Source organism: Rhodopseudomonas palustris, assembly GCF_007005445.1.
Taxonomy (GTDB): Bacteria; Pseudomonadota; Alphaproteobacteria; order Rhizobiales; family Xanthobacteraceae; genus Rhodopseudomonas; species Rhodopseudomonas palustris_G.
This window is the reverse complement of sequence record NZ_CP041387.1, coordinates 1,810,870-1,837,041: the sequence shown is the minus strand read 5'-3', so window position 1 is coordinate 1,837,041 and position 26,172 is coordinate 1,810,870. Positions and strand designations below refer to the sequence as shown.

At 67.3% G+C, this 26,172-nt stretch carries 21 protein-coding genes and 2 tRNA genes; 5 read left to right on the top strand and 18 right to left on the bottom strand.

Features of this window, described 5'->3' with window-relative positions; genetic code table 11:
• The first annotated feature begins 260 nt into the window (after positions 1–260).
• Entirely contained in the window at positions 261–1,457 is a 1,197-nt protein-coding gene (gene metC / locus FLL57_RS08325; protein ID WP_142882648.1) for a cystathionine beta-lyase, read from the top strand.
• 169 nt (positions 1,458–1,626) lie between these two features.
• Here metC and FLL57_RS08320 read toward each other — a convergent pair whose 3' ends face one another.
• From FLL57_RS08320 to FLL57_RS08295, 6 genes are all read right to left on the bottom strand, one after another.
• A complete protein-coding gene (locus FLL57_RS08320) occupies positions 1,627–1,965 on the bottom strand; it encodes a lipid-A-disaccharide synthase N-terminal domain-containing protein (RefSeq protein WP_013502610.1) in 339 nt (112 codons plus the stop codon).
• Positions 1,965–2,717, bottom strand: coding sequence for a glycosyltransferase family 2 protein (locus FLL57_RS08315; RefSeq protein ID WP_013502611.1), 753 nt, complete (start codon positions 2,715–2,717; stop codon positions 1,965–1,967). The genes FLL57_RS08320 and FLL57_RS08315 overlap by 1 nt, the downstream gene beginning before the upstream one ends.
• 66 nt (positions 2,718–2,783) lie before the next feature.
• A complete protein-coding gene (locus tag FLL57_RS08310) occupies positions 2,784–3,626 on the bottom strand; it encodes a phosphatase PAP2 family protein (RefSeq protein WP_142882647.1) in 843 nt (280 codons plus the stop codon).
• Between the two features lies 1 nt (position 3,627).
• The gene (locus FLL57_RS08305; protein WP_142882646.1) at positions 3,628–5,373 is read right to left on the bottom strand and encodes an ArnT family glycosyltransferase; all 1,746 of its coding nucleotides are present in this window, start codon (positions 5,371–5,373) and stop codon (positions 3,628–3,630) included.
• 50 nt (positions 5,374–5,423) lie between these two features.
• The gene (gene pbpC, locus FLL57_RS08300; protein WP_142882645.1) at positions 5,424–7,619 is read right to left on the bottom strand and encodes a penicillin-binding protein 1C; all 2,196 of its coding nucleotides are present in this window, start codon (positions 7,617–7,619) and stop codon (positions 5,424–5,426) included.
• On the bottom strand, positions 7,616–12,829 hold the full coding sequence (locus tag FLL57_RS08295; RefSeq protein WP_142882644.1) for an alpha-2-macroglobulin family protein: 5,214 nt from the start codon (positions 12,827–12,829) through the stop codon (positions 7,616–7,618). The genes pbpC and FLL57_RS08295 overlap by 4 nt, the downstream gene beginning before the upstream one ends.
• Positions 12,830–13,124: 295 nt before the next feature.
• Between FLL57_RS08295 and FLL57_RS08290 the strand changes: the two genes are divergently transcribed.
• Positions 13,125–13,201 (top strand) — tRNA-Arg (locus FLL57_RS08290).
• A 136-nt stretch (positions 13,202–13,337) separates the two neighbouring features.
• Here the strand turns inward: FLL57_RS08290 and FLL57_RS08285 are convergent.
• Complete coding sequence (locus FLL57_RS08285) at positions 13,338–13,793, bottom strand: hypothetical protein (RefSeq protein ID WP_142882643.1); 456 nt, start codon at positions 13,791–13,793, stop codon at positions 13,338–13,340.
• 193 nt (positions 13,794–13,986) lie between these two features.
• A complete protein-coding gene (locus FLL57_RS08280; protein WP_142882642.1) occupies positions 13,987–14,430 on the bottom strand; it encodes a translation initiation factor 2 in 444 nt (147 codons plus the stop codon).
• A 243-nt stretch (positions 14,431–14,673) separates the two neighbouring features.
• Here FLL57_RS08280 and FLL57_RS08275 point away from each other — a divergent pair, with 243 nt between their 5' ends.
• The gene (locus FLL57_RS08275; protein WP_142882641.1) at positions 14,674–15,027 is read left to right on the top strand and encodes a hypothetical protein; all 354 of its coding nucleotides are present in this window, start codon (positions 14,674–14,676) and stop codon (positions 15,025–15,027) included.
• Here FLL57_RS08275 and FLL57_RS08270 read toward each other — a convergent pair whose 3' ends face one another.
• Together FLL57_RS08270 and FLL57_RS08265 are read right to left on the bottom strand one after the other, a co-directional pair.
• Positions 15,028–15,507 carry a threonine/serine exporter family protein gene (locus tag FLL57_RS08270; RefSeq protein WP_142882640.1) on the bottom strand — a complete coding sequence of 160 codons (480 nt, stop codon included), beginning with the start codon at positions 15,505–15,507 and terminating at the stop codon, positions 15,028–15,030.
• Positions 15,504–16,310: a threonine/serine exporter family protein gene (locus FLL57_RS08265; protein ID WP_142882639.1), complete on the bottom strand. Its 807-nt coding sequence runs from the start codon at positions 16,308–16,310 to the stop codon at positions 15,504–15,506. Before FLL57_RS08265 ends, FLL57_RS08270 begins: the two co-directional genes overlap by 4 nt.
• 219 nt (positions 16,311–16,529) lie before the next feature.
• On the opposite strand from FLL57_RS08265, the gene FLL57_RS08260 reads away from it, so the two are divergent.
• Positions 16,530–16,871, top strand: coding sequence for a hypothetical protein (locus tag FLL57_RS08260; protein ID WP_047308737.1), 342 nt, complete (start codon positions 16,530–16,532; stop codon positions 16,869–16,871).
• Positions 16,872–16,919: 48 nt separating this feature from the next.
• On the opposite strand, the gene FLL57_RS08255 is transcribed toward FLL57_RS08260, so the two are convergent.
• From FLL57_RS08255 to FLL57_RS08230, 6 genes are all read right to left on the bottom strand, one after another.
• Positions 16,920–17,378, bottom strand: coding sequence for an FKBP-type peptidyl-prolyl cis-trans isomerase (locus tag FLL57_RS08255; RefSeq protein ID WP_013502622.1), 459 nt, complete (start codon positions 17,376–17,378; stop codon positions 16,920–16,922).
• 412 nt (positions 17,379–17,790) lie between these two features.
• Positions 17,791–18,033 (bottom strand): pentapeptide MXKDX repeat protein, encoded by a 243-nt coding sequence (locus tag FLL57_RS08250; RefSeq protein WP_013502624.1) that lies wholly within the window; start codon positions 18,031–18,033, stop codon positions 17,791–17,793.
• Positions 18,034–18,212: 179 nt separating this feature from the next.
• Positions 18,213–19,118, bottom strand: coding sequence for a hydroxymethylglutaryl-CoA lyase (locus FLL57_RS08245; RefSeq protein WP_142882638.1), 906 nt, complete (start codon positions 19,116–19,118; stop codon positions 18,213–18,215).
• Positions 19,119–19,237: 119 nt separating this feature from the next.
• Positions 19,238–21,253: an acetyl/propionyl/methylcrotonyl-CoA carboxylase subunit alpha gene (locus FLL57_RS08240; RefSeq protein ID WP_142882637.1), complete on the bottom strand. Its 2,016-nt coding sequence runs from the start codon at positions 21,251–21,253 to the stop codon at positions 19,238–19,240.
• A gap of 13 nt (positions 21,254–21,266) precedes the next feature.
• Positions 21,267–22,871, bottom strand: a complete 1,605-nt coding sequence (locus tag FLL57_RS08235; protein WP_142882636.1) for a carboxyl transferase domain-containing protein — start codon at positions 22,869–22,871, stop codon at positions 21,267–21,269.
• Between the two features lie 194 nt (positions 22,872–23,065).
• The gene (locus FLL57_RS08230) at positions 23,066–23,371 is read right to left on the bottom strand and encodes an ETC complex I subunit (protein ID WP_013502628.1); all 306 of its coding nucleotides are present in this window, start codon (positions 23,369–23,371) and stop codon (positions 23,066–23,068) included.
• A gap of 240 nt (positions 23,372–23,611) precedes the next feature.
• On the opposite strand from FLL57_RS08230, the gene FLL57_RS08225 reads away from it, so the two are divergent.
• Positions 23,612–24,901, top strand: coding sequence for an OpgC domain-containing protein (locus FLL57_RS08225; RefSeq protein WP_142882635.1), 1,290 nt, complete (start codon positions 23,612–23,614; stop codon positions 24,899–24,901).
• Here FLL57_RS08225 and FLL57_RS08220 read toward each other — a convergent pair.
• Positions 24,835–25,953 (bottom strand): glycosyltransferase family 4 protein, encoded by a 1,119-nt coding sequence (locus FLL57_RS08220; protein WP_047308719.1) that lies wholly within the window; start codon positions 25,951–25,953, stop codon positions 24,835–24,837. The two genes, FLL57_RS08225 and FLL57_RS08220, sit on opposite strands and share 67 nt — an antisense overlap.
• A gap of 102 nt (positions 25,954–26,055) precedes the next feature.
• A tRNA-Pro gene (locus FLL57_RS08215) sits at positions 26,056–26,132 on the bottom strand.
• Between the last annotated feature and the right edge of the window lie 40 nt (positions 26,133–26,172).

Sequence of the window (26,172 nt, the reverse complement as noted above, 5' to 3'; positions counted from 1 at the left end):
GATCCACCGTTCGATCGCCCGAGGGCCCGCGCGCGGCAGCCGTCATTCCGGCGCCGCGCAGATGGAAACTCTCGCCCGGCATTTGCGAGCCCCTCAGCACGGCGTCCAGACAGACCAGTATGCATCACAGAACGAGTTGCGCGCCGGGTCAAGGGGTTGACGGCCGTCTTCCAGAACCTGCTATTACACCCATTCGTCGAACCAGCCGTCGTGTGCGCCTCGCACGCTGTCACAAACGGCCCAACCACCAGCGAGCCGTCATGGACTCTTCCGATGCCAGCGGGACACCCGCGCCGCTCAGCACGCAGACCCGTCTCGTCACCGCGGGCCGCGACACAGTGGCCCAGCGCGGCTTCGTCAACCCGCCGGTGGTGCACGGTTCGACGGTGCTGTACCCGACCGCAGCCGACCTGCACGCGCATCGCGGCGAGTACTCCTACGGACGACACGGCACACCGACCACCAAGGCGCTGCAACAGGCGCTGATGGCGATCGAAGGCGAACAGTGCGCCGGCGTCGGCATTGCGCCGTCGGGCGTATCGGCGATCTCGACCGCCCTGCTCGCGGTGGTGAAAGCCGGCGACCATGTGCTGGTCTGCGACAATGCTTATCGCCCGACCCGGCTGTTCTGCGACCAGATGCTGAAACGGCTCGGCGTCGAGACCAGCTATTTCGATCCGCTGATCGGCGCAGGCATCGCCGCGCATCTCCGACCGAACACGACGGTGGTGCTGGTCGAAGCGCCCGGCTCGCAGTCGTTCGAAATGCCCGACATCCCGGCGATCGCCGCGGTCGCCAAGCAGCACGGCGCGCTGGTGATCGACGACAACACCTGGGCGACGCCGCTGTACCATCGCTCGCTGGAGCAAGGCGTGGATATCTCGATCCAGGCCGCGACCAAGTATATCGGCGGCCACTCCGACATCATGTTCGGCACCGTCTCGGCCAACGCAGCGGCGTGGCCGAAGGTCTCGGAGGCGATCCGGCTGCTCGGCGTCTGTGCCGGACCGGACGACGTGTTCCTGGCGCTGCGCGGCTTGCGCACTCTCGAGGTGCGGCTCGCCCGTCACTATCAGGCAGGCCTCGAGATGGCCCGCTGGCTCGCCGCCCGTCCGGACGTGCAGCGCGTGCTGCATCCGGCGCTCGACACCGATCCGGGCCACGCGATCTGGAAGCGCGACTTCACCGGCGCATCGGGACTGTTCTCGATCGTGCTGCAGGATGCGCCACAGGCCGCCGTCGACGCGCTGCTCGACAGCGTCAGGCTGTTCGGCATGGGCTATTCGTGGGGCGGATTCGAAAGCCTGGTGATCCCCTTCGACTGCGCGTCATACCGAACCGCGACGACCTGGAACCCGGGCGGCCCGGCGCTGCGGCTACATATCGGGCTGGAATCGACCGACGATCTGAAGGCGGATCTCGACCGCGGCTTCGCGGCGTTCAACGCGGCGCGCTGAAGGCGCTAGCTGTCAACGGCGTCATGGCGAGGAGCGGAGCGACGAAGCAATCCAGGAGCTCAGCACACGGAGCCGCTGGATAGCTTCGCCTTCGGCTCGCAATGACGTTGAGAGTCAGAATTTCGATCGTGCGCGCAGTCTGCGACTAACGCCAACTGCAGCACGCAGATCAGTTCGGCAGGCTCTCGGAGCCGCGGGCGTGCGCCTTGATGATCAGCATGATGTTGCGCACGTAGATGATGGTCGCCATCGCCTGGCCGAGGATGATCACCGGCTCGCGCTTGGCGATGCCGTAGACCAGCGTCATCAGGCCGCCACCCATCGAGAAAAACCAGAACGCCATCGGCACCACGCTCTTGCCGGCGCGCTCGCTGGAGATCCACTGCACCAGGAAGCGCGCAGTGAACAGCAATTGCGCGACCAGCCCGAAGGCGAGCCAGAAATCGAACTTGGCGACGAACACATCGTACAGATAGTCGCCGAGTGCCTGACCGTATTGAATCAGCATCAGTTCACCTCAGTGGCGACCGGTGTCGCTTTCTTGCGGCGGATCAGCCACCACACTCCGGCCAGATCCATCAGCCCGACCCAGAGCCGGTCGAAGAAGCCGTAGTTCGACTTGCCCGACAATCGTGGCCGGTCGGCGACGTCGACATAGACGATGTCGAATCCCTCGCGGCGCACCAGTGCCGGCAGGAACCGATGCAAGCCGTCGAAATACGGCAGCGACAGGAACACGTCGCGCCGGAATGCCTTGAGGCCGCAACCTGAATCCCGGGTGCCGTCGCGGAGGATGCCGTTGCGGACCTTGTTGGCGACGCGCGACTGCAGCCGCTTGAAGCCGGTATCCTTGCGCCCCACCCGCTGGCCGGCGGCCAGACCGACCCGGGCGCCACCCTGCTCCAGCGCGAAAATCATCTCGGGAATGAACGCCGGGTTGTTCTGGCCGTCGCCATCGAGCGTCGCCACGATTGCCCCGCGCGCCGCCCGTACTCCGGTACGCACCGCGGCCGACTGGCCGCACGACGACTCGTGGCGGATCTGGCGCAGATTGGACCGCTCGGCGCGCAGCGCAGCGAGCCGCTGCGGCGTCGCATCGGTCGAGCCGTCGTCGACATAGACGATCTCGTAGGCCCAGCGACCATCCAGCGCGGCAGCGATCTCGGCGATCAGCGGGCCGACGTTGTCGGCCTCGTTGCGCACCGGTACGACGATGGAGACCGCGGGCAGCGGTCCGGACGACATCAAGGTTTCAGGCATGCTTCGGAACAATCCGGGGCCGACGGGAACTCGCGGCCAGGCGCGCCATCGGTGCGCGCCCGCTTCTTATGGGGCCGTCGCCCCGCGGGCAACCCCTTTGAGCCGCTCCCAGGACGGCCCGTCGAGCGGATCGATGCTGCCGTCCGGGCGGATGGTGAAGGCCAGCCGCCGCGCGGCGAACCAGTAGCGCACCGCCATGGCGCCGACGATACCGAGCAGCGCCCCTGCGACGACGTCGCTGGGATGATGCGCCAGCAGCACCAGCCGGGTCGCCAAGATCGTCACCGCATAGACGACCATCACGCCGGTCAGCCGCGGCCACAGTGCCGAAATCGCAAACGCCAGCGCCGCGGCCGTGATGGAGTGGCCGGACGGCAGGCTGGCATAGGCTTCGTCCCAGGCGAACAGGGTGAAGTTGAACGGATCGGCGGCGCCGCCGACGAACGGCCGACCGCGGCCGATCACGCCCTTGAACACCTCGCCGGCCAGCACCGGCACCAGCACGGCCAGCAACACGAACTGCATCCGGGTGCCGACGCCGATCAGCACCGCGCGCGACGCGCCGCGCAGCCGTGGCAGCAGCAGCCACACCGCCACCGCCAACCCCGCCAAAATCCAAAGCACGTAACGCGACTTGCCGAATTCGGTCAGGATCCTGACCGGCCACAGCGACGGCGTGCCGCGCGGCAACATCGCGGAGATCACGACCGCATCGACGGCAAACATCAAGGCCACCGCCACCAGCGACAGCAGCGCCACCAGCAGCAGCGCCTGCCGCGCCGCCCGCCGGGCGGCCGCCGCGCGCCGCGAATGCGACGGCTCGCGCACCAGCCGTTTGAGCGACCAGCCGATCGCGCGCGGCAGCTCCACCAGATAGCCGGGTCTGCCGACGCTGTTCCCGCCGGCCATGCTATTGCGTGCCTTCGGAACGGAAGATCGCGATCGAAACCGGCTTGCCCTGCGAGAAGTTGTAACCGTCGATCCGCGCCGCCACGTTGTAGCGCAGCCCGATCGCCTCGGCGCGGGTAGCGAAGGCGCGCTCGCTGCGCGATTCCACGATCGCGAACCGGCAGGTGCCGCCGAGCAGGAAATCCGCGGCACCGGAGCCGTCGGTCAGCAACGTCCGGGTGTCGGTCATGAACACCAGGCTGGGCTCGTGATAGCCGGCGGCCGCAGCCTTCGGGCCGACGCAGACCACCTTGCGCAGCTCGCGCGCGATCTCCACGCTCGGAAACACCGGGCGCAGCAGCGGAACCACGACGCCAAATACCGCGACGGCGAGAAACAGCGATGCCAACGCGCCATTCAGCAGCGAAGCTTCGGCGCGGTTCTCGTCGAACAGCCGCCAGGCGAACAGACCGAAGATCAGCGAACCGGCCGCGAACGGCCACGCCAGGAACATCGGGTGATGGGTCAAATACACCGACCCGATCACCGCCAGCGGCAGAATGATGGCGGGGATCGCGAACCACCACGCCGACCCGCGCGCCAGCCAGGAGCGCGACAGCACCCGGCGCTCGATCGCCCCTGCGGTCATGATCGCGATCGCCGGATACAGCGGCAGCACGTAATGCGGCAGCTTGGTGATCACCAGCTCGAACACGATCCAGGACGGGATCAGCCAGGCGAGCAGGTATTGCGCGCCCGGCTCCCGCCGCGCCCGCCACACCGCCGGCGCGGCCATCGCCGCCAGCGGCGCGCCGGGCCAGAAAGTTGCCCAGAACAGCAGGAAGTAGAGACCGGGAGGCGCGCCGTGCGATTCCTGCGGACTGGCGATCTTGCTCAGCATGTCGCCGCCGACCGAGTCGGCAAAGAAGGTGTCACCGGCGCGCAGATAGATCGCGATGAACCACGGCAGCACCCACAGCAGCATCCAGGGAACGCCGAGCAGCGGGCGCAACCGCCACAGCCAGGCTGCCGACCGATCCAGGATCGCCAACGGGATCACCGTCAGCGCGATGAACATCAGGATCAGCGGCCCCTTCAGCAGGATGCCCGCCGCCAGCGCGGTCCAGAACACCGCCGGCACGATCCATGACCGCTCCGGCCCGATGTCGCCGCGCTGCCAGCCGAGATAGGCGCGCGCCATCGCGCCCATCGCGGCGGTGACGGTGAACAGCAGGAACGCGTCGGTTTTGGCGAGCCGCGCCTCGACGCCGAGCAGAATACAACTACACAGCATCAAGGCGGCGATCACCGCGCCGCGCCGGCCGACGAAGGCCAGCGCCGCCCAATAGGTCATCAGCACCGCACCGATGGCTCCGGCCAGCGACGGCACCCGGTACAGCCAGATCCGGACCTGCGCCCGCGGAATGCCCAGCTTGCCGGCGGTCTCGACCACTGTGGCCTGCAGCCAATAGATGCCGACCGGCTTCTTGTAGCGAACCTCGTCCTGGTAACGGATGTCGATGAAGTCGCCCGTTTCGACCATCTGTTTGGTCGCCTGGGCGAACCGCGCTTCGTCACGGTCGATCGGCGGGATGTTGAAGAACCCCGGCAGGAAGAACAGCAGCCCGACCACCACCAGAAATACGGTCGCGCGCAGGTGGCTCACGGTCACGAAATCCAGCACCGCGACCAAGCCGCGGCCGGGATCGACGGTGGCTTTGGGTTCGCGCGGCGCGCCGAAACGGGGTCTGGCAGAGGTCTCGATCATCGGCTTCGCATACGATGAAACCGATACAGCGACAACCGGTTAGCCGGGCCCTATTGAATTCTGACGACAACTGTGTCCGCGGCGCCAGCAGCGTCCATCACGGTGAGCCGAACGAACCCCGGACCGGGCGGCGCGATCAGACGTTGCCGTCGTCCGTCGAGCTCGCCGACCGACAGTCCGTTGACCATCACGGTCATCGGCAGCACGCCGCCGGCGACCTTCACCGGCAGCGCGCCGACCGACGCTTCGCTGTCCGCATCGATCCGTGAGCCGTTCAGCGGAAACTGGATCCGCAGCGCCTTGTCGTCGCCGGCCTGCATCAGGTCGCCTGCCGGCCGAAACCGGCGGAGCGGCAGCGGCAGCTTGGCATTGCTGGCGACCAGCGTTCCCCGCGGCGCCTTCGGCAAAGGTGCCCGCAGATGCCCGCTGCGGGCGAACGCGTCGAACAGCACCGGCGCCGCGGCGACGCGGCCGATCATGCCGGGCACCGGGGCACCATCGGGCCGGCCGACCCAGACCCCGATCGTCATCCGGCCATCGAACCCGACCGACCAGGCGTCGCGATAGCCGTACGAGGTGCCGGTCTTGAACGCGATCTGGCTGCGCGCGGCGTTCTCCGGCGGCGGCGTGCCGAGCAGAACGCTGCCGACTTGCCACGCCGCAACCTGATCCATCAGACGCAGACTCTCGCGCTTGTCGTTGTCGGAACTTGCGATTTCGCGCAGCGGCAAGACGCTACCGAGACGCGGCAGCCCGCTGTAGAGCTGCACCAGATCGATCAGCTTCACGCCGACGCCGCCCAGCCCCATCGCCAGCCCGGGCACTTCGTCCTTGGGCAGCACCAGCTCGGTGCCGACCTGTTTCAGCCGCGAGGTCAGGCGGGCCGCTCCGACACGGTCGAGCAATGAGATCGCCGGGACGTTGAGCGACAATTGCAACGCCTTGCGCACCGACACGGTGCCCTGGAACGTCATGTCGAAATTTTCCGGCGCATAGGCGCCGAACCGCACCGGCCGGTCGTCGATCAGGCTCTCCGGATGAACGAAGCCGTCCTCGAAGGCGAGGCCGTAGATGAACGGCTTCAAGGTCGAGCCGGGCGAGCGAACCGCCCGGGTCATGTCGACCTGGCCGGCGCGGCGATCGTCGAAATAATCGGCCGAACCGACATGGGCGAGCACCTCGCCGCTGGCATTGTCGACCGCGACGATGCCGATCGAGATGTCGGGGCCGAGCGCAGCGGCACGGTCGCGCACCAGGGTTTCGAGGGCGCGCTGCAGGCCGGCGTCGAGCGTGAGCCGGATCAGCGGCGCAGCCTTGTCGGCCGCCACCGCCTGATCGGCGGAATGCGGCGCCAGGATCGGCATCGGCTTGCGCTGCCGCAGCACCGGCACCGCCCTTGCCTGCGCCGCATCGTCAGCGCTGACCACGCCGTCCTCGACCATCCGCGCCAGCACCCGGTCACGCGCCTCGCGGGCGACGTCGGGATGGCGGTCGAGCCGGCGATGCTCGGGCGATTGCGGCAGTGCCACCAGCAGCGCCGCTTCGGCCAGCGTCAGCCGCTTCGGCTCCTTGCCGAAATAGGCGATCGACGCAGCGCGGATGCCTTCGAGATTGCCGCCATACGGCGCCAGCGCCAGATACAGATCGAGGATCTGCTGCTTCGACAGCGTCTGCTCGAGCTCGACCGCCCGCACCATCTGCCGCAGCTTGGCGCTGAGCGATCGCTGCCGCCGCGTCTCCATCAGCCGCGCGAGCTGCATGGTGATGGTGGAGCCGCCGGACACGATCCGACCATGGCTGACGAGCTGCAGCGCGGCGCGCCCGACCGCCAGCGGATCGATGCCGTGATGCGACCAGAACCGCTTGTCCTCGTAGGCGAGCAGCAGCTTCAGGTAGCGCGGATCGACTTCGGTCGCGGCATCGACCGGCAGCCGCCAGCGCCCGTCGGCCATCGCGAACGCCCGCAGCAGCTTGCCGTGGCGGTCGACCACCGTCACCGACGTCTGCCGCGCCTCGTCGAGCGGCAGCGGGCCGAGCGAGACGGCGTAGGCGATAAGCCCGCCGACCACCGCAACGACCGCAACCGCCGATACGATAGCGCCCCGCTTGAGCCACGACCATCCTCTCCGCCCGTCATGGCCGGGCTTGTCCCGGCCATCCACGTCTTTCGCCGTCGACGAGTCAGGCGTGGATGCCCGGGACGAGCCCGGGCATGACGATCGTGGTGGTGTGGGTGCCACGCTCATTTCGCCGCCCGCACCTCGATCGTGCCGGTACCGGTGCGACCGTAGCGCGAGGGGTTGTACATGTCCTCCACCACCGCCTGCGGCAGCACGTATTTGCCCGGCGATACCGCGCGCACCACGTAGGCGACGGTGAACACCGACTTGTCGTCGGCCTTACGGTCCATGGCGGCGGTGAAGCGGTCGTCGCGGAACTCGGTGCTCACCGGCTCGGCGCCGTCGGCGATCCAGCCCAACGTGCCGGAGTCGCCCGACGACACCAGATGCGGATTGTCGATCTCGAGACCCGCCGGCAGGTAGTCGGCGATCATGACGTGGCCGTATTCGGGCTTCGGCTCGGTGATCGTCAGCACCACCGCGAAGCGGTCGTTCTGCTTCGCCTTGGTGACGTCAGCCGGCTCGCCGCCGAGCGTGAAGTAATTGCGCTCGATCTTGAAGCCGTTGCTGGCGGCCGGCTCCGGCGTGATCGGCGAACCGCTCACCGTCACCACCGCCTGCACCGGATTATCGCCGGCATTGGCGATCCGGAGCGGCTGCGCCTTCACCTCGTCAGCCTTGTAGCTGCGATACAGCGCGGTCTTCATCGCGTCGCCGTTGAGGTCGAGCGCCATCGTCTCCTTGGCGAGCGCGCGCGCCGCCAGCACCAGCCAGGCGTTCTCCTGGGTCGAGGTGTAGGGCGACAGCCCGCGCGCGGCTTCGACCCGCTGCACCGCCGTGGTGAGCGTCGGTCGCGGTGCGCTGCCTTCGCTGGCGAGCGACACCAGGGCCGCGGCATCGCGCAGCGCGGAGCCGTAGTCGGTCCGGCCGAACACGAGCGACGGCTTCGGATTGAGGCTGTCGGCCGCCGCCGCATAGACCCGTTCGGCCCGGGCGCGGTCACCGACCAGCGCCAGCGCCGCGGCGAGCTGCGCCTTGGCGATCGGGGTGGCCAGCTTGTCGAGCTTGGTGTCGGCCAGATAGCGCAGGTCGCCGATCGGCGCGGCGCCGTTGCGGGCGAGCACATAGAGGCCATAAGCGAGATCGCGGCCGCCGTCTTTCTCCGGCTCATCGGCATTGACCACCGAGTTGCGGATGCGGTCGAGCGCGCTGCGGAACGCGACGTCCGGCACCACGAACCGCTTCTCGCGCGCCCGGGTCAGGAAGTCGGTGACGTAGGCGTCGAGCCAGGCATCGTCGCCACCGGTCGACCACAGGCCGAACGAGCCGTTCGAGCCCTGCCGCGACAGCAGCCGGTCGATCGCGCCCTTGATCCGCTCGTCGGCACTGCCGTCCATCGCCAGATGCGCGCCGGCGGCGAGATCGTTGACGTAGAGCAGCGGCATCGCCCGGCTGGTGATCTGCTCGGAGCAGCCGAACGGATAGCGGTCGAGCGCCTTGAGAATGGTGGCGGCGTCGAGCGCGGTCGATAGGCTGACCGACAGCGACAGCCCGCCGGTGCCCGGCACCAGGTCCGAGAACACGTCCGAGGTCAGCGTCAGGCTCTCGCCCTTGGCGAGCGTGCGGACCGAGCGCCGCGCCAGGGTCTGGTTGGCGGGACGAATGTCGAGCGCATAGTGCCGCGCCAGCGACAGGCCGTTCGGGCCCTGGATCGCGACGTTGAGCGTGGCGGTGCCCGCCCCACCCGCATCCAGCATCAGCTTGGCCGAGCCGCGCTGCTTGGCGGCGAGCTTCAGCGTGGTCGCCGCCTCGCCGCTCAGCTTCACCGGACCGCCGGCGCTGACCTTGATGGTGTAGTCGCCCGCGGCGCCTTCGACGTTGTCGAGATCGAACGCCATGGTGCCGCGGTCGCCGTTGCGTAGGAAACGCGGCAGCGTCGTGGTCAGCACCACCGGGTCACGCACGGTGACGTCGGTGTTGGCGCGGCCGACCTTGGTGGCGGTCCACGCCACCGCCATCACCCGCGCGGTGCCGGCGAATTCGGGGATGTCGAAGTCGATTGTCGCGGTGCCGTCGGCGGCGACGGTGACGATGCCGGAATACAGCGCGAGCGGCTTCTGCGTCGGCGGGCTGCCCTGCAGCTCCGCCGCCGAGGCGTCACCGCCGGAGCGGATCGCACCGACCGCGCCCTGCATGCCGTCGATCAACTGGCCGTAGAGGTCGCGGATCTCGGCGCTGAGCCGGCGCTGACCGAGATAGTAGGCGTCGGGCGCCGGCGGCTTGTAGCCGGTGAGATTGAGGATGCCGACGTCGACCGCGGCGACCACGATCTTGGCGTCTTCGCCGGGCGACAGCCCGCCGAGCTTGACGGGCAGCTTCAGCGTCGTCGACGGCCGCACCAGGGCCGGCGGCGACAGCTCGACCGACAGCGTGCGCGCCGCCTTGTCGATGCCGAACCATTTCAGCCCGATCGCGCGGCCGGGCATCCGCTGCGCGGCGGTGTCGAGCGGCCGCCGCAGCGTGGTGACGACATAGGCGCCCGAGCCCCAATCCTTACCGACCGCAACCTTGACCTGCGAGCTGCCCGGCTTGACCTGCAGCGACTGCGTGGTCAGCAGCCGGTCGCCGAGCACGTTGACGGTCAGAAGACCAGCGGTCCGCGCATTAACCGTCACCGTCATGGTGTCGCCGGAGGCGTATTCCGGCTTGTCGATCGAGGTCTCCAGCAGATCCGGTGTATCGGCCGAACCATCCGAATACCAGCCGACGTCGAACTGCACCGAGGTCAGCGGACCGGCCACATCGGCGGTCTTGACGTCGAGCCGGTAGCGGCCGGGCTCCGGATTGAACTGCAGCCGTGCCGGTTCGCCGGCCTTGATCGACAGGTCGCCATCGGCGACCCGCTTGGTCGACTTCACCGGCTCGTAATCCCAGGACGAGTTCTGCCGGTACCACTGATAATGCGACTCGATCTTGAGCAACTCGTAACGCAGGCCGCTGCGCGCCAGCGAGGCGCCGTCCGGCGCAACGAACGCGACGTCGAACTTGGCGACATCGCCCTCGGGAACGTTGCGGTCGGCGAACAGCGGCTTGACGCCGATCATCGCCGCCGCGGGCGCGACCGGCAGCACCAGCTTGCGCTCGACGGCGCGGCCGCCGGCTTCGGCCATCCGGACGAAGATCTGCGCCTCCTGCGGCCGGGTCGACGACGGCGGCTTCGGCAGGCTCACCTCGAACGTGGCGGCGCCATTGGCGTCGGTCTCGGGCAGGTTTTCCAGCGGGGTGCGCTCGTTGCTGGTGGTCTCCTCGTCGGCGACGCCGAACTGATAGCCGGCATAACCCGGCCGTGCGTCGGCCGGCGCCACCAGCAGGTCGCCTTCGAGCTGCAGCGCCGAGGCCGGCGCGCCGTACAGGAAGCGGCCGTCGACCTTAAGTTCCACAGGAGCATCAGCTTTGATCGCCTTGTCCTTGGTGGAAATGTCGAATTCGATCCGATCGGGAACGTAGTCCTCGACCATGAAGGTGGTTTCGCCGACGCTTCCCCCCTTCGGATCGGTGAACGCGCGGACCCGCCAGGTGCCGGTCGGCACCGCCGAATTCAGCGCGACATCGAGGCTGCGGCCGCCGGCGCCCTGATCGGACAACACGGCGCGGCGGTATTCGACGCCGTCCGGGCGCTCCACCACCAGCGTCATCGGACTGGCGGTCAGCGCCATGCCCTGGCCGTCGCGCAGCAGCGCGGTGAGATGCACCGTCTCGCCGGAGCGGTAGACGCCGCGCTCGGCATAGACGAAGGCGTCCGCCCCGGCCGGCACCGCACGCCCGGCGACGCCGCGGTCGGACAGGTCGAAGGCGTTGGTCTTGAGGCTGAGGAAGGCGTAATCGGCCTTGTCGCGGCTTGCCGTCAGCAGCGCCGGCGACAGCCCACCCTCGCCGCGCGCCAGCCCGGCTTCGAACAGGATGTGGCCGGAGGCGTCGGTCTTGCGGGTCGCCAGCACCTCGTTGTTGCGCGCGATCAGCCGCACCTCGGTATTGGCGAGCGGATCGGTCGAGGCCAGCGAATTGACGAAAACGTGGATGCCGTCGTTGCCGGAGAACGCGGTCAGGCCGAGGTCGGAGACGATGAACCACTGGGTGGCGATCTGACCGTCATCGTCGGAATTGGGGATCGGGCCTTTCGGCGCCGCGGTCATCACATAGACGCCGGGCTGCAGATCGCCGAGCACCTGGTCGACCGGGAACGCGGTGGTGACGTCGGCATTCAGCGCCGCGGCCGCGGTGTCGAGCTCGCCCGACCACACCTTGGCGCCGCGCTCGTTGCCGAGGTCGCCGAGCTGGTAGCGGTTCAGCGTGCGCTGGAAGTCGCTGTCGACCACGGTGTTGATCAGGTTGCGGTCGCCGATCCGGAACACCTGCACCGCCACGGTCGGGGTGTTGACGCTGACCAGCGGAATGCCGCGCTGGCCGGTGCGCGGCAGCACATAGGCGCGGCCGGTGAAGCGGACCAGCGGCTTGCGGTCGCGGACATAGACGTTGAACTCGGCGGACTTCGCCAGCGCCTCCTTCACGGTCGACGGCAGGCCTGCGCGCAGATTGATGTTGTAGCGCTCGCCATGCTTCAGCCCCTCGACGCAGAGCTGGCGGTCCTCGGCGCTGATCGCCGGCTTGTCGGTGCCGGCGAGCGCCACATAGGGCGCAAAATCGGTGCGCTTGGCGAGCTCCTCGGAGAACTGGAAACACACCCGCGGCGACGCCGAATCCGAATCCACCGTGTAGTCGAGCAGCCGGAAGCCGTGGTCGGCGCGCAGCTTCTCGTACTGGCCGCGGATGTCGGCGACCTCGCGCAGATCCAGCGACAGCCGCAAGGCGTCGAGCGCCGGCCGCCACAGGCTGCGATCGGCCATCGCGCGGCCGAGCAGCGCCAGGGCATCGGCCTCCTCGCCCGGCGTCTTGGCGCGCTGATAGGCGATATAGGCCGCCGTCGCGGCGCGTTCGCGCAGGAAGGTCTGTTCGGAACTGGTGGCGCCCTTGATCTGCAGCACGGTCTTGGCCAGCCGCAGCCAATTGTCGCTGTCGGCGGGGTCGATCGAGGCGATCTGGCCCATATATTGGAGGCCGGTGCGGTAGTCGCCGCGCCGGAACGCGGCATCGGCCTCGCCGCGCAGCGCCGCCGCCGGCTTGTTGGTGGCCGCCGCCTCACTCTTGATCTGGGCTTCGAGCTTGATCGCGGCGTCGGCGAGCTCGTCGCGCTGGAACGCCTTGTCGGCCGCCTGCGCGGATGCGAGCCCGAGCGCCAAACCGGCGCAAAGCGAAACCGCACGAACCCAACCGATCATGTCGAACTCCCCTGCCGCGAACGAACGTCGCGTTAGACCCTTGCGCTTCAGACCCACGTCATGCCGTGACGAAGATGACGCCGTGATGGCTGAGGGCGGACGCAACGCCGCATCGCTCGCCATCCATCTTCCGCCCCGCGCCGGCCGCCGGCCCGCCCGAGACTCACATCCTCGCCCGCGCGCGCCCCAATGACAACGCGCCGCATGCGTTGGACGCGACATGGTGGCAAATGGTTCGGGACAGTTGTGGCGGAAGCGGATTTTTTGTATCCGGTGGTGCTATAAAGCCCCCAACGGTCCCATAGCTCAACTGGATAGAGTAGCGGATTTCTACTCCGCGGGTTGCAGGTTCGAATCCTGCTGGGATCGCCAGCCTACATGATCGCCAAACGACAGACTCGATAGTCAAAGGATTCTACACTTCAAGGCGTCGCAGCAACCCTATGAGGCTTGATCTTGCGATAACATCAGATGCTCCGTTGCACGATCCGGTAGATTGATCGCCGCTTCACAACAGAAGCAACGAGAGTTTCTGCAAGGCCTGCTGGTTCGTCAGAGCCAACTCTTCTATCTGCCTCGTCCGTTCAGCGACCTGCTCAACGATCGCGAAGGCCGAGGCCGTAATATCTTCCGTTTCGTCGCGGATCAGCTCGGGTGCAACTGAGCCTTGCTCGTCTTTTTGACGTTCTTCCTGTCCCATTCGGATTTCCCGCTCAAGGGACTTAACGATGGCGAGGGCAGAGATGCCTGCCATGTCCAGCCACTTCTGCTTGTCTTCCAACCCGCAAAACCGCTTCGGATCGCTATCACCCACAGCGAGTACCTCGTGGATCAAGAGCTGACCAACCTCAGCGTTTTTTCGAACCAGCCGGAGCACAGCCTTGCTCAGCGCGGCCTCAGTAAAAGGAGCCGACTTCGCGAACTCAGCCAGCTTCTCAGCCTCCGTTTTCGGCTTACGCACCATCTCCCAATCCCCGCATCTCGAACGGTCGCGCATCGAGTGTGGGGAAACGCTGCACAAGTGGCAAGTGGATGGAATGGCGGACTATCTAGGCTTCTCCCCAACCAATGACCGGGAGACTAGCGTCGTTCGCTCACCTCGCGATTAGCCGGACAGCACATGTTACCTGCCAGCGGCGTTGGCGCATAAGCCGAAGTCAACTCACCGGCACCCGCGGCTTGCGATGATGCCGGACGACCGGTGGCGGTGGCGGTGCGACCGGCTGCAGCGTCACGACGACCGGGTTGGGCTTGTGATCCATCGCGGCGCCGGTGGCGGCGTCGACGCCCATGCCGACCACGCCGCCGAGCAGCAGGTTGCCGGCAAAGCCGGCGCCGCCGCTGCCGGAGACTTCGCGGGTCAGCGGGATGATCTGCGGCTCATAGCCCTCTTTGCTGAGGCTCACTGTGATGTCGGCATTGCGGTTGACCTCGACCACGCACGGCGTGACGCAGGAAAACGGTGCCTCGGTCCCGGACACATCGGCCTTGGCGCCGGCCGGCGTGGTCGCAATCGAAATGTTCTCCGTGGTGCCGCGCGTCACCGACGCGCACCCCGACAGCAGCAACGCGGCCAGCGCCGCGCCTCCCCATGACCGCATTGCAATCCCCCTGATACCGATGCTCCCAGAGCACCGTGTTTCATCGAGATTTCAAGCCGCTGCGGCGCGCCGAAGCCGCAACTGAGACGCAGAGACAAACCTATCTGCAGGATGTCCCCACCGCGGGCGATCCCGGCCGAGCTGCAGTCCGAATTTTACCGGCGATCCCGCTCGCATGACGCTACAGCGGCCCTGTGGCAGAATCGGATACCGATCTGCATTCCGGCAAGCATTCGAGATCTCGTGGACCAATCCCAAGCCCGAGCGATTCTGCATCTGAAAGCGGAGATCGTCCGCGTCCGCTCGTTCGGCCAGTCGCACAGCTATAAGTTCTGGGCCTTCAAGGTCGACGAGATCACCGATCCGGTGTGGACCGAAGGTGCGACCACCACATCGACGGTGTGGCTGACCACCGATTACGGACTGCTCGACGGCACCGGATACCGGGACCGCCGCAAATTCCGGATCGATCCCGGCGGCCGGGTGTCGCTGATCCAGGCCAGCAGCCACGACGGCAGCATCGTCGAGGGCCGTAATGCCGGACGGCTGGCGAGCGGCGTGGCGCGCTCGGTGGCCTGGCCCGGCACCGGACGCTGATCAGAACTGCCGGCTCTTGAGCAGATAGGCCGGGATCGCCAGCCCCGCCCCGATCGCGCCGACGATCGACAGCACCCGCACGAACGCCTGCGAGGCGGCGACGATCTGCGCGGTCGAGGAGCCGGTGGTGTCGGCGGCGACCGCCATATAGCCGAGCATCGCCTGACCGAAGAACGCGCCCGGCACCATCGGAATGCAGCCGGCGAGCGCCACCGCGTTGCAGGCCGGGCCGAGCCAGCGCAGCGCCAGGATCGCGGTGAACGAGGTGACGAAGGCCGCCGCGAAGGTCGCGGCCTCCAGGCTGCCGCCGGTCTGCTGCACCACGGTGCGGACCGCCAGCGCCAGGGCGCCGGCGACCGCGCACCAGGCGAGCGTGCGCCAGCCGAAATTGAACAGCACGCCGAATCCGGCCGCGGCCAGCGCGCCGAACGCCGCCTGGTGCGCCAGATGCGGCAGCATCGCGATCCAGGTCGCGGTCATGTGTGAATCCTCAGCACGAATTCGGCCAGCCACAGCCCGGTGACGGCGAACACCATGATCATGATCACGGTGACGGCGCGGGCGCTGCCCATGGTCGGATAGCCGTCCATCACGTCGGTCTGGGCGTTGGTCGACGGCACGCCCGGCACCAGCAGCAGGATCGATGCCATCATCGCCAGCTCGGTGGTGGAGCTGCCGATCAGCCGCGCGCCAAGGCCGCCGAGCGCCGCCGAGATGCAGCCGACGATGGCCGCGACCACGAACACGTTGAAGCGGCGGCCGAGCAGCAGATGGCGGACGCCCTGCCCGATGCTGGCCGCCGCCAGCACCGGACCGAACGACAGCCAGTCGGAGCCGAGCAACCGGCCGAACGCCGCGCAGGCGGCGCCGGTCGCGATCGCCACCAGCCACGGCGGATGCCGCGGCGTGTCGCTCTGCAGCCGCTTCAGCTCGGCCTCGATCGCGTCCGGCGTCATATCGCCGCGCGAGGCGCGCTTGAGCAGCTCGCGCACCGCGAAGTCGAGGCGATGGTTGACGCCGTGCGGACCGATCTGAATCATGCGCGTGAAGCTGTGATGGCCGCGGGCCAGCGTGATCTCGAACGAGGCGTAGCCGGAGCGCATCCCCAGCACCTCGACGCCGAGCCCCTCCGCCACCATCCGCGCGCCTTCATGCACCACGCGCACCGACGCCCCGCTCTGCGCCAGCACCGCGCCGGCCTGCAGCGCGACGTGCGAGATCCGCGCCAGCGAATACGGGTGAATCGGTTCGAGGTCGGCGGGATCTGGCTGAATCATCGTCATGGTAGATCGCTATACAGATCGAACGTGGGCGAAAGCGGGATTGGTACAACGTGCGCGCGGGACGGATACCACACCGCAACTAATCGCGGTCGCATATTACCATTTGCGCCTGATCAGTGACGAGTTAACGCCGTTGGCGTTGAAAGCTTCCAATTCCGCAATGCAGGTCTATGCTCACCGCGGTCTCGGCTGCCGCTTTATTTGAGAATGGGGTTGAAGATGAAGTTACCGACATTGATCGTGGCCTGCATCGCCGCAGCGGTGGTGGTGTTCGGCGTCCGCAATTTCAACTCCGAGCCCGGCCCGACCGACGCGGCCGTACAGGCGGTCGCCGACGCGACGGCCGTGCCGGTCAGTCCGATCAAGACCTTGACCTCGGCCTCCTGCCCGTCCGATGGCTGCCCGGTGTCCTGCGCCGACGAAGATACACTGCTGTCGGCGTTCTGCGTCAGCGGCACCAAGGCCCGCTTCGCCGACACGCTCAAGCTCGCGAACGGCAAGCTGACCGCGACCTGCGGCATGGGCGCCAGCAACATTGTGGCCTATTGCGGCCGTCAGTAGCCGCGGTGACGATGGCCCGGCTCATGCCGGGCCATCGCATCGCCGGTTTTACTTGAGGCCGAGCAATTCCACGTCGAAGATCAGCGTCGCGTTCGGCGGGATCACGCCGCCGGCGCCGCGCGCGCCATAGCCGAGCTCCGGCGGAATGATCAGCGTGCGCTTGCCGCCGACCTTCATGGTCGAGACGCCCTCGTCCCAGCCCTTGATCACCCGGCCCATGCCGATCGGAAACTCGAACGGCTCGTTGCGGTCGACCGAGGAGTCGAATTTGCGGGTCTTGGCGCCGTTCTCGTACAGCCAGCCGGTGTAGTGCATCACGCAGATCTGGCCGCGCGCCGGCGAGGCGCCGGTGCCGACCTGGGTGTCCAAGATCTGGAGGCCCGACGGCGTGGTGACGGTTTTGGCGGATTCGGACATGGCGGGGGTGCTCGACATCAGGGCCGCGGCGGGAGACAGCGCAGCAACGGCCAAAGCCAGCACAGCGCCGGCGGGAAAAGCGAAACGCATCGGATTGTCCTTCGGGAAGATCGACGTCGGGTCGCAGGGTGAGGCCCGGTTGTAGCCAGATGCGGCCGGCCTCACAACCATCGGCACGGAACCGGCTCGTGACGGAACGCCGCGCCGTTGCCGCTTGGATTTGCGCGAACGTTTCGTAAGACCAACCGTCGCAGCGCCGATCTGCCCCGATCAGCCGTCGCAGGTTCCGCGCTTCCGGGACGACCGGCCGGAGATCGGCATCCAATGCGGAACGGCCAGTCTTCGATCCCCATCCGAATGCTGAACGGCATCCACGACCGCTCGAACGGCGCGATCATGCTGCGCGACGGCCGCCTGCTCGGCGGCAGCCCGCAAGTCTTCGCCACCGGTCCCTGGTGACCAGACGGCCGTCGCGCGCCGTCCGGCTCCGGTCGCGGCTGAACTACTTCTTCATCTGATCCTTGGACATGCCGTCCTTGTGCATGTCGTCTTTCTTCATGCCGTCCTTCGCCATCGTGTCCTTCTTCATGCCGTCCTTGGCCATCGAGTCCTTCGCCATGCTGTCCTTGGCCATGCTGTCCTTCTTCTCCATCTTGTCCATGGCGTAGGCGGCAGGCGCCGCAGCGAGGCTGGCCGAGAAGGCGGCGAAGACGAGGGCAAAAACGAAGCGGGTGCTGAGGGTCATTGATGTCATCCCTGTCGAATTCGATCCGAACGGCGAATGCCGCCCAATCAGTTCGACGTGACGAGCACCCCGATTGTTACGTCGGTCCAAATAATTCTATGCCGATCGCGCGCCGGCGAGCGGACGGTTGCGGCCCGGCACGTCTTCTCGGCAACCGCAATGCTGTCGATGCGCGATCGCTACGCGCTTCGCTTCTTCTTCGCGTTCAGCGCATTGACCACGCGGCTCACCGGCGGACGGCCGAGCAGCGAGGCGATGCTGTTGGTCGCCGCGACGAGCTTGCCCATGTCGACGCCCGTCGACACGCCGATGCCTTCCAGCATGTACACAACGTCCTCGGTGGCGACGTTGCCGGTGGCGCCCGGCGCGTAGGGGCAGCCGCCGAGGCCGCCGGCGGCGCTGTCGATGACGCGGGCGCCCTCTTCCAGCCCGGCATAGAGATTGGCGAGCGCCTGGCCGTAGGTGTCGTGGAAGTGCATCGCCAGCGAGGCCATGGGGATCGCTTCGGCACAGGCGCGCAGCAGCTCGCGGACCTTCCTCGGCGTGCCGACGCCGATAGTGTCGCCGAGCGAGATCTCGTAACAGCCGAGGTCCCACAGCGTGGTCGCGGCATCGACCACCGCCTGCACCGGCACATTGCCATCGAACGGGCAGCCGAGCACGCAGGACACGTAACCGCGCACTCTGACATTGTCGGCCTGGGCGCGGGCGATCACCGGCTTGAAACGCTCGATCGATTCCGCGACCGAGCAATTGATGTTGGCGCGCGAAAATCCTTCCGACGCCGAGGCAAACACCGCGACGACCTGCGCACCGGCGGCGCGCGCAGCGTCGTAGCCCTTCTCGTTCGGCACCAGCACGTGGAATTCGCCGGGCAGCTTCAATGCCGCGCGCAGCACCTCGTCGGAGCCCTGCATCTGCGGCACCGCCTTCGGCGACACGAAGGCGCCGACCTCGACAGTGGTGAGGCCGGCCGCGACCAGCGCCTCGACGAAGGCGACGCGGTCGGCGACGCTGACCGGCGTCTTCTCGTTCTGCAGCCCGTCGCGCGGGCCGACTTCGACGATGCGGATGGTGTCGGTCATGGAGGAACCCCAAAAGTCGTTCGTCATGGCCGGGCTCGTCCCGGCCATCCACGCCTTAGGCATCGCGCCGCAAGAAGGCGTGGATGCCCGGCACAAGGCCGGGCATGACGGAGAATGAACTATTCTTCCTCGGCCTCGACTTCCGCGAGTTCGGCGCCTTCCTGGACGATGTCGCCGACCTTGCACTTGATCGCCCTCAGCGTGCCGGCAAACGGCGCACGCAGGGTCTGCTCCATCTTCATCACTTCGAGCGTCAGGATCGCCGCGCCCTTCTCCAGCCGGGCGCCGGCTTCCGCCAGCAGCGCCACCACGGTGCCGGGCAGCGGCGCCACGATCTTGTCCTCGCCGACCGCCTCCTCGCTCTCGCCGCCGAACGGATCGACCAGATGCAGCTCGAACCGGCCATTGCGCGTCCGCACATACAGCTCGGCACCATCGATCACGGCGTGGATGCGCGCGCGGGCATCGCCGAGCGACACGTCGATGCCGACGCCATTGGCCGCCCAAGCGAACGCAAGCTCGCGCCCTTCGATCCTCAGCGTCGACGATCCGCCGCCATAGGTCAGCTCGATCGTATGGTCGGTGTGGTCGTGGCCCTGCCCGCGCCGGAACAGGAAGCTGCGCTTGCGCCGGCCGACCGGCATCCAGCCCGAAATCCGCCACGGTGACGGGCCTTCGGCCTTCGCCGCTTCGTCCTCGCCGCGCAGGATCGCCGCAACCGCGGCGGCGAGTTCGAGATCGCCGAGCGTGCTCGGGGCCGCGGTGAGCGCTGCGAGATGGCGTTCGATGAAGCCGGTGTCGACCGCGTTGGCGCGCACCTCGGGATGCGTCACCAGCGCCGACAGGAACGGGATATTGGTGACGACGCCGCGGACGTCGGTCTCGTTGAGGCCTCGGTCGAGCCGATCCATCGCCGCCTCGCGAGTCGGCGCCCAGGCGATCACCTTGGCGAGCATCGCGTCGTAATACGGCGACACGCTGTCGCCGCCGCGATAGCCGGCATCGATGCGTAGGCCATCGACTTCGGCCGGCGTGCGCCACGTGGTGATCTTGCCGACCGACGGCATGAAGTTCTTTGCCGGGTTTTCGGCGTAAACCCGCGCCTCAATGGCGTGGCCGTTCAGCTTCAATTGGTCCTGCGATAGCGGCAGCGCTTCGCCGAACGCGACGCGGAGTTGCCATTCGACCAGGTCGACGCCGGAGATCAGCTCGGTCACCGGATGTTCGACCTGCAGGCGGGTGTTCATCTCGATGAAGAACACGTCCTTGCCGTCGGAGACGAATTCGATCGTGCCGGCACCGACATAGTTCACCGCGCCGGCCGCGCGACGAGCCGCCTCGCAGACCTTGTCGCGCTGCGCGGCGTCGAGCGTCGGCGACGGCGCCTCCTCGATCACCTTCTGGTGGCGGCGCTGCAGCGTGCATTCGCGCTCGAACAGCGAGACGAGATTGCCGTGGCTGTCGCCGACGATCTGCACCTCGATGTGGCGCGGATTGTCGACGTAGCGCTCGATCAGCAGCGTATCGTCGCCGAATGCCGCCTTGGCCTCGCGCTTGGCGCTGACGATCGCGGCGGAGAGTTCGTCGGCCTTGCGCACGACCCGCATGCCGCGTCCGCCGCCGCCGGCCGAAGCTTTCACCAGCACCGGAAAGCCGATCCTGTCGGCAGCCTCCGCCAACGTCGCCTCGTCCTGCGCCGCGCCGTGATAGCCCGGCACCAGCGGCACGCCGGCCTTTTCCATCAGCGCCTTGGAGCCCGATTTCGAGCCCATCGCGGTGATCATCTCCGGCGTCGGCCCGACGAACACCAGCCCGGCATCGGCGCAGGCCTGCGCGAATTCAGCACTCTCCGACAGAAAGCCGTAGCCGGGATGCACCGCCTCGGCGCCGGTTTGTCTCGCCGCCTCGATGATGCGTGCGATGTTGAGATAGCTGTCGCGCGCCCGCGCCGGGCCGAGCAGCACGGCCTCGTCGGCTTCGCTCACGTGGAGCGCGCCGGCGTCGGCTTCGGAATACACCGCGACGGTGCGCAGTCCCATCGCGCGGGCGGTGCGGATGACGCGGCAGGCGATCTCGCCGCGGTTGGCGATCAGCAGCGTGCGGAAGCGACGATACAGGGCAAGGTTGGCCATCATCAGATCCTGATCATCACATCCGGAACAGGCCGAACTTGGTCGGCTCGATCGGCGCGTTGCTGGACGCCGACAGCCCGAGCCCGAGCACCAAGCGAGTGTCGGCGGGGTCGATCACGCCGTCGTCCCACAGCCGCGCGGTCGCGTAGTACGGGCTGCCCTGGGTCTCGTATTGCGCACGGATCGGCGAGCGGAATTCCTCCTCCTCCTCCGTGCTCCACGCGCCGCCCTTGGCCTCGATATTGTCGCGGCGGAGCTGGCTCAGCACCATCGCCGCCTGCTCACCGCCCATCACCGAGATCCGCGCGTTCGGCCACATCCACAAAAACCGCGGCGAATACGCCCGGCCACACATGCCGTAATTGCCGGCGCCGTAGGAGCCGCCGATCACCACGGTGAACTTCGGCACATTGGCGGTCGCGACCGCAGTCACCAGCTTGGCGCCATCGCGCGCGATCCCGCCCGCTTCATACTTCTTGCCGACCATGAAGCCGGTGATGTTCTGCAGGAACACCAGCGGAATGCCGCGCTGGCAGCACAGCTCGATGAAGTGCGCTCCCTTCAGCGAAGACTCGCTGAACAGGATGCCGTTGTTGGCGATGATTCCGACCGGAAAGCCCCAGATATGCGCGAAGCCGCACACCAGAGTCTGGCCGTACAGCTTCTTGAACTCGTCGAACTCGGAGCCGTCGACGATCCGGGCGATGATGTCGCGCACGTCGAACGGCTTGCGGCTTTCCGCCGGCACGATGCCGTAGAGCTGCTCGGCCGGATACAGCGGCTCGCGCGGCTCCCGCATGTTGAGCGGCGGCCGCTGCGGCGGCTTCAAGGTGCTGACGATCTTGCGGGCGATGCCGATCGCATGGGCATCGTTCTGCGCGTAGTGATCGGTGACGCCGGACTGCCGTGAATGCACGTCGGCGCCGCCGAGTTCTTCGGCCGAAACCACTTCGCCGGTCGCGGCCTTCACCAGCGGCGGGCCGCCGAGAAAGATGGTGCCCTGGTTGCGGACGATGATGCTCTCGTCCGACATCGCCGGCACATAGGCGCCGCCGGCGGTGCACGAGCCCATCACCACCGCGATCTGCGGAATGCCGGCAGCCGACATGTTGGCCTGGTTGAAGAAGATCCTGCCGAAGTGCCGCTCGTCGGGAAACACCTCGTCCTGCTGCGGCAGGAAGGCGCCGCCGGAATCCACCATGTAGATGCACGGCAGATTGTTCTGCCGCGCGATATCCTGGGCGCGCAGATGCTTCTTCACCGTCAGCGGATAATAGGTGCCGCCCTTCACCGTCGCATCGTTGGCGACGATCATGCATTCGCGGCCCATCACGCGGCCGATGCCGGTGACGATCGAGGCCGAATGCACATCGCCGCCGTACAGGCCGTTGGCGGCGAGCGGCGACAATTCGAGAAACGCGGTACCGGGATCGAGCAGCAGGTCGACACGGTCGCGCGGCAGCAGTTTGCCGCGCGCGGTGTGCTTGGCGCGGGCCGCCTCGCCGCCGCCAGCAGCGACCGCCGCCAGCTTGTCGTTCAATTCGGCGACCAGCGCCCGCATCGCATCGACATTGCGCGCGAAATCGGCCGAACCGGGATCGATCTTGGAGTGCAGCGACATGGCGTTTCCGGCAGGTTCTGACTCGCTTCGGGACCGAAGCGTTGAATGGCATCGTGTCATCGCCGGGCCGCAGGGCGCAACCCTAACCTGGCCCCGGCGCAACGTGCACGCGGATAGCCGGTCGCAGCAGCCTCGGGCTTGCGCCGAGCGGTCGTGCGGCGCCCAAGCGGAGCCGCAGGCAGTCCGTGGCCGGATCAGTGGGTCCAGGGCTCGGGGCGGCGGAAGGCGAAATTGTCGGCGTAGGCCGCGCGGCGGCGCGCCGGCTCCTTCGGCTCGATCACCTGATACGGGATGCCTTCCCGCTCACAATAGGCGACCGCCTCGTCGCGGGTGTGGAAGCGCAGGCTGACCTGCTGGTGCATGTCCGAGGACGAGGTCCAGCCCATCAGCGGCTCGATCGTGCGCGGCTTCTCCGGCTCGTAATCGAGCTGCCACTCGCGGGTCTTGGCGGTCCCGGATTGCATCGCGTTCTTGGCGGGCTTGTAGATCCGTGCGGTCATGGAGGGTTCGGCCTGTCGGGTGCGGCGCTGCGCCGGTTTGGTGGAAGCGGCGATCCTGGTGTAGTGTTCCGTCGCGTAACGGAGCACACCGGGTTTGCGTAGAGGTGTACGGTCGATCCCGGCCACTTTATGATTCCGTCGCTTGGCGGTTCGGTTTCCTGATTTCCTATATTCCGTCCCCGGCATCGTGACAATCGCAGGCCGGATGACGACCTCGCAACCACACGGACAGTCCACCCGATGGAAATCCAGGCCATACTGCCCAGCAAGGGGCGCGATCTCCGGCTCGACCTGTTCCGCGGTGTCGCCAACTGGGCAATCTACCTGGATCACATCCCAAACAACGTGGTGAACTGGATCACCACACGGAACTACGGGTTCAGTGACGCCGCCGATCTGTTCGTGTTCATCTCCGGCTACACCGCTTCCTTCGTCTACGCCAAGATGATGCTCGAGCGCGGCTTCATCGTCGGCGGCACCCGGCTGACCAAGCGGGTCTGGCAGCTCTACGTCGCCCACATCGTGCTGTTCGTGATCTATATCGTGGCGATCGGCTATGTTGCGCAGCGCTTTTCCGATCCGGAGATCATCAACGAGTTCAACGTCGCCGGCCTGATCGCCAATCCGATCGAGACGCTGCGGCAGGGCCTGCTGTTGAAATTCAAGCCGGTCAATCTCGACGTGCTGCCTCTGTACATCGTGCTGATGGGGCTGTTCCCGCCGGTGCTGTGGCTGATGCTGCGCAAGCCGGATGCGGTGATGATCGGCTCGTTCCTACTGTATTTCGCCGCGCGCTATTTCGAATGGAATCTGCAGGCGTTTCCGGAAGGCACCTGGTACTTCAACCCGTTCTGCTGGCAACTCCTGTTCGTATTCGGCGCATGGTGCGCACTCGGCGGAACGGTTCGGTCGCGCTCGATCATCGACTCGCGCGGCATGCTGTGGTTCTGCCTGGCGTATCTTGTGTTCGCGCTGGTGATGACGATGGCCGGCCGTTTCCAGGACTTCGGCGAGCTGTTTCCGGCGTGGCTGTACGACGCGTTCAATCCCAACGACAAGACCAACCTCGCGCCGTACCGCTTCCTGCATTTCGCGGTGATCGTGGTGCTTGTGATCCGGTTCGTGCCCAAGGACTGGAGCGGATTGGAATGGCGGGTGTTCGATCCGCTGATCAAATGCGGCCAGCAGTCGCTCGCGGTGTTCTGCGTCGGCGTGTTCCTGTCCTTCGTGGCACATTTCGAGTTGACCATGAGTTCGGGCTCGCTGCTGGCGCAGATCCTGGTCAGCGTCGTCGGCATCGCGCTGATGACAGTGGTGGCCTACTACATCTCCTGGTCGAAGCAGCAGGACAAACCCGCAAAATCCGTAGCCAAGGCGGTTGCCGCCCAACCGGCCGGCATGGCTGCGCCGGCCACCACGGTTGCCGCATCCGGCGTCGTCAGCGAACCGGCACGGCCCGCCAATCAGGGCTCCGGCGTGCCCGCCGTGGCTCCGACCATGATGTCGGCGGCACGATCCAGCCCCGAATAAAGATCATGGCCGGCGCCGTAGCCGGCACCGTTGCGGCTCCACTCCGCCCGGCATGCCGGCGCGGACGCCTGACGAAGGGCCTCGTTCAGATTGCCGGGCCCGAAGGGCTCTGGCAGCACCACGCCGGCCCGGGCCGCCGCGACATGCACCGAATATCCGCACACCGCAGTCGCGATGACCGGCAGCCCGTTGACCACCGCTTCCAGAATGACCGTGCCTGTGGTGTCGACCCGCGCCGGATGGATCAGCAGATCCGCCCCCGCCATCAATTCCGGAATGTCGCGGCGCATCCCGAGCAGTATGATCCGGTCCGATACATTGGCGGCCCCGGCAAGCCGGCGCATCAGCCGGCCCTGCTTGCTGCCCTCGGCGACACCGGCCACCACCAGCCTGGCCTCCGGGAATCCGGCGAGCGCCGCCACCGCGCGGTCGAGCCCTTTGGTCAAAGGATGCGCCGCCACCGCCAGCCAGACCGTGGCGTCGCCAGCGACGCCGAGCTCGTCGCGCATCCGCTCGCGGGTGCCGTCGGCGCGAAACTCCGGGTGCCGCCGGGCGCGATCGATGGTCGGCGGCATCAGCGTCAGCCGCTCCGGCTCGGTGCCCCAGGCGCGCGCGAAATCGTCGAGCTGGTCCCGGCTCAGCAGCAGGCATTGCGTCGGCCGTCCGGGCGCGAAACTCGCCGCTTCCAGATCGAGCTTGACGCGGCGCCGGGCCGTGAACCTATCCGACCATCGCGCCGGCCTCGCCCTGTCGCAGCCGTCGGCGCAGTACAGCACATCCAGATCAATCAGCTTGCCGAAGCCGACCAGACGATCGAAGTCGCGCTTGCGTTGCGCCGCCGCTTCGGCGAAGCGAAGATCTCGACCGTGGTTACTCCAGGCGCTGACCGGGAGAAGGTCGATGTTCAGGTCCGACGGCAGCTCGCCCTGCCGGCGCGACGCCAGAATGGTGACGTCGTGACCGCGCGCGGCGAGCCGTCGGGCGATCGCCATGCAATCCCGCTGCAAGCCGCCACTCGGGAACAGCGACACGATCGCGAGCGCGATCTTCATCGGCGGCACTCCGCTGCGACGTTGGAGGCGACGATCGGACCGGGGCCGGCGGGGCGCCGATCGCACGGGCTTTGATGTAGTCGGACGGTCGAAAAATGCGGGTGGTCGGGGCAGCTGGATTCGAACCAACGACCTGCAGTACCCAAAACTGCCGCGCTACCAGGCTGCGCTATACCCCGTTCCATGCCCAGATCCATGACCCGGATCGATGGGCCGACG

Bases quoted from the DNA above. Each gene is read 5' to 3' on its own strand.
- FLL57_RS08310 (WP_142882647.1), bottom strand. From the start codon at position 3,626: ATGGCCGGCGGGAACAGCGTCGGCAGACCCGGCTATCTGGTGGAGCTG.
- FLL57_RS08305 (WP_142882646.1), bottom strand. From the start codon at position 5,373: ATGATCGAGACCTCTGCCAGACCCCGTTTCGGCGCGCCGCGCGAACCC.
- FLL57_RS08295 (WP_142882644.1), bottom strand. From the start codon at position 12,829: ATGATCGGTTGGGTTCGTGCGGTTTCGCTTTGCGCCGGTTTGGCGCTC.
- FLL57_RS08280 (WP_142882642.1), bottom strand. From the start codon at position 14,430: ATGCGGTCATGGGGAGGCGCGGCGCTGGCCGCGTTGCTGCTGTCGGGG.
- FLL57_RS08235 (WP_142882636.1), bottom strand. From the start codon at position 22,871: ATGTCGCTGCACTCCAAGATCGATCCCGGTTCGGCCGATTTCGCGCGC.
- FLL57_RS08225 (WP_142882635.1), top strand. From the start codon at position 23,612: ATGGAAATCCAGGCCATACTGCCCAGCAAGGGGCGCGATCTCCGGCTC.
- FLL57_RS08265 (WP_142882639.1), bottom strand. From the start codon at position 16,310: ATGACGATGATTCAGCCAGATCCCGCCGACCTCGAACCGATTCACCCG.
- FLL57_RS08245 (WP_142882638.1), bottom strand. From the start codon at position 19,118: ATGACCGACACCATCCGCATCGTCGAAGTCGGCCCGCGCGACGGGCTG.
- FLL57_RS08255 (WP_013502622.1), bottom strand. From the start codon at position 17,378: ATGCGTTTCGCTTTTCCCGCCGGCGCTGTGCTGGCTTTGGCCGTTGCT.
- FLL57_RS08230 (WP_013502628.1), bottom strand. From the start codon at position 23,371: ATGACCGCACGGATCTACAAGCCCGCCAAGAACGCGATGCAATCCGGG.
- metC (WP_142882648.1), top strand. From the start codon at position 261: ATGGACTCTTCCGATGCCAGCGGGACACCCGCGCCGCTCAGCACGCAG.
- FLL57_RS08285 (WP_142882643.1), bottom strand. From the start codon at position 13,793: ATGGTGCGTAAGCCGAAAACGGAGGCTGAGAAGCTGGCTGAGTTCGCG.
- pbpC (WP_142882645.1), bottom strand. From the start codon at position 7,619: ATGAGCGTGGCACCCACACCACCACGATCGTCATGCCCGGGCTCGTCC.
- FLL57_RS08220 (WP_047308719.1), bottom strand. From the start codon at position 25,953: ATGAAGATCGCGCTCGCGATCGTGTCGCTGTTCCCGAGTGGCGGCTTG.
- FLL57_RS08320 (WP_013502610.1), bottom strand. From the start codon at position 1,965: ATGCTGATTCAATACGGTCAGGCACTCGGCGACTATCTGTACGATGTG.
- FLL57_RS08240 (WP_142882637.1), bottom strand. From the start codon at position 21,253: ATGATGGCCAACCTTGCCCTGTATCGTCGCTTCCGCACGCTGCTGATC.
- FLL57_RS08260 (WP_047308737.1), top strand. From the start codon at position 16,530: ATGAAGTTACCGACATTGATCGTGGCCTGCATCGCCGCAGCGGTGGTG.
- FLL57_RS08250 (WP_013502624.1), bottom strand. From the start codon at position 18,033: ATGACCCTCAGCACCCGCTTCGTTTTTGCCCTCGTCTTCGCCGCCTTC.
- FLL57_RS08270 (WP_142882640.1), bottom strand. From the start codon at position 15,507: ATGACCGCGACCTGGATCGCGATGCTGCCGCATCTGGCGCACCAGGCG.
- FLL57_RS08315 (WP_013502611.1), bottom strand. From the start codon at position 2,717: ATGCCTGAAACCTTGATGTCGTCCGGACCGCTGCCCGCGGTCTCCATC.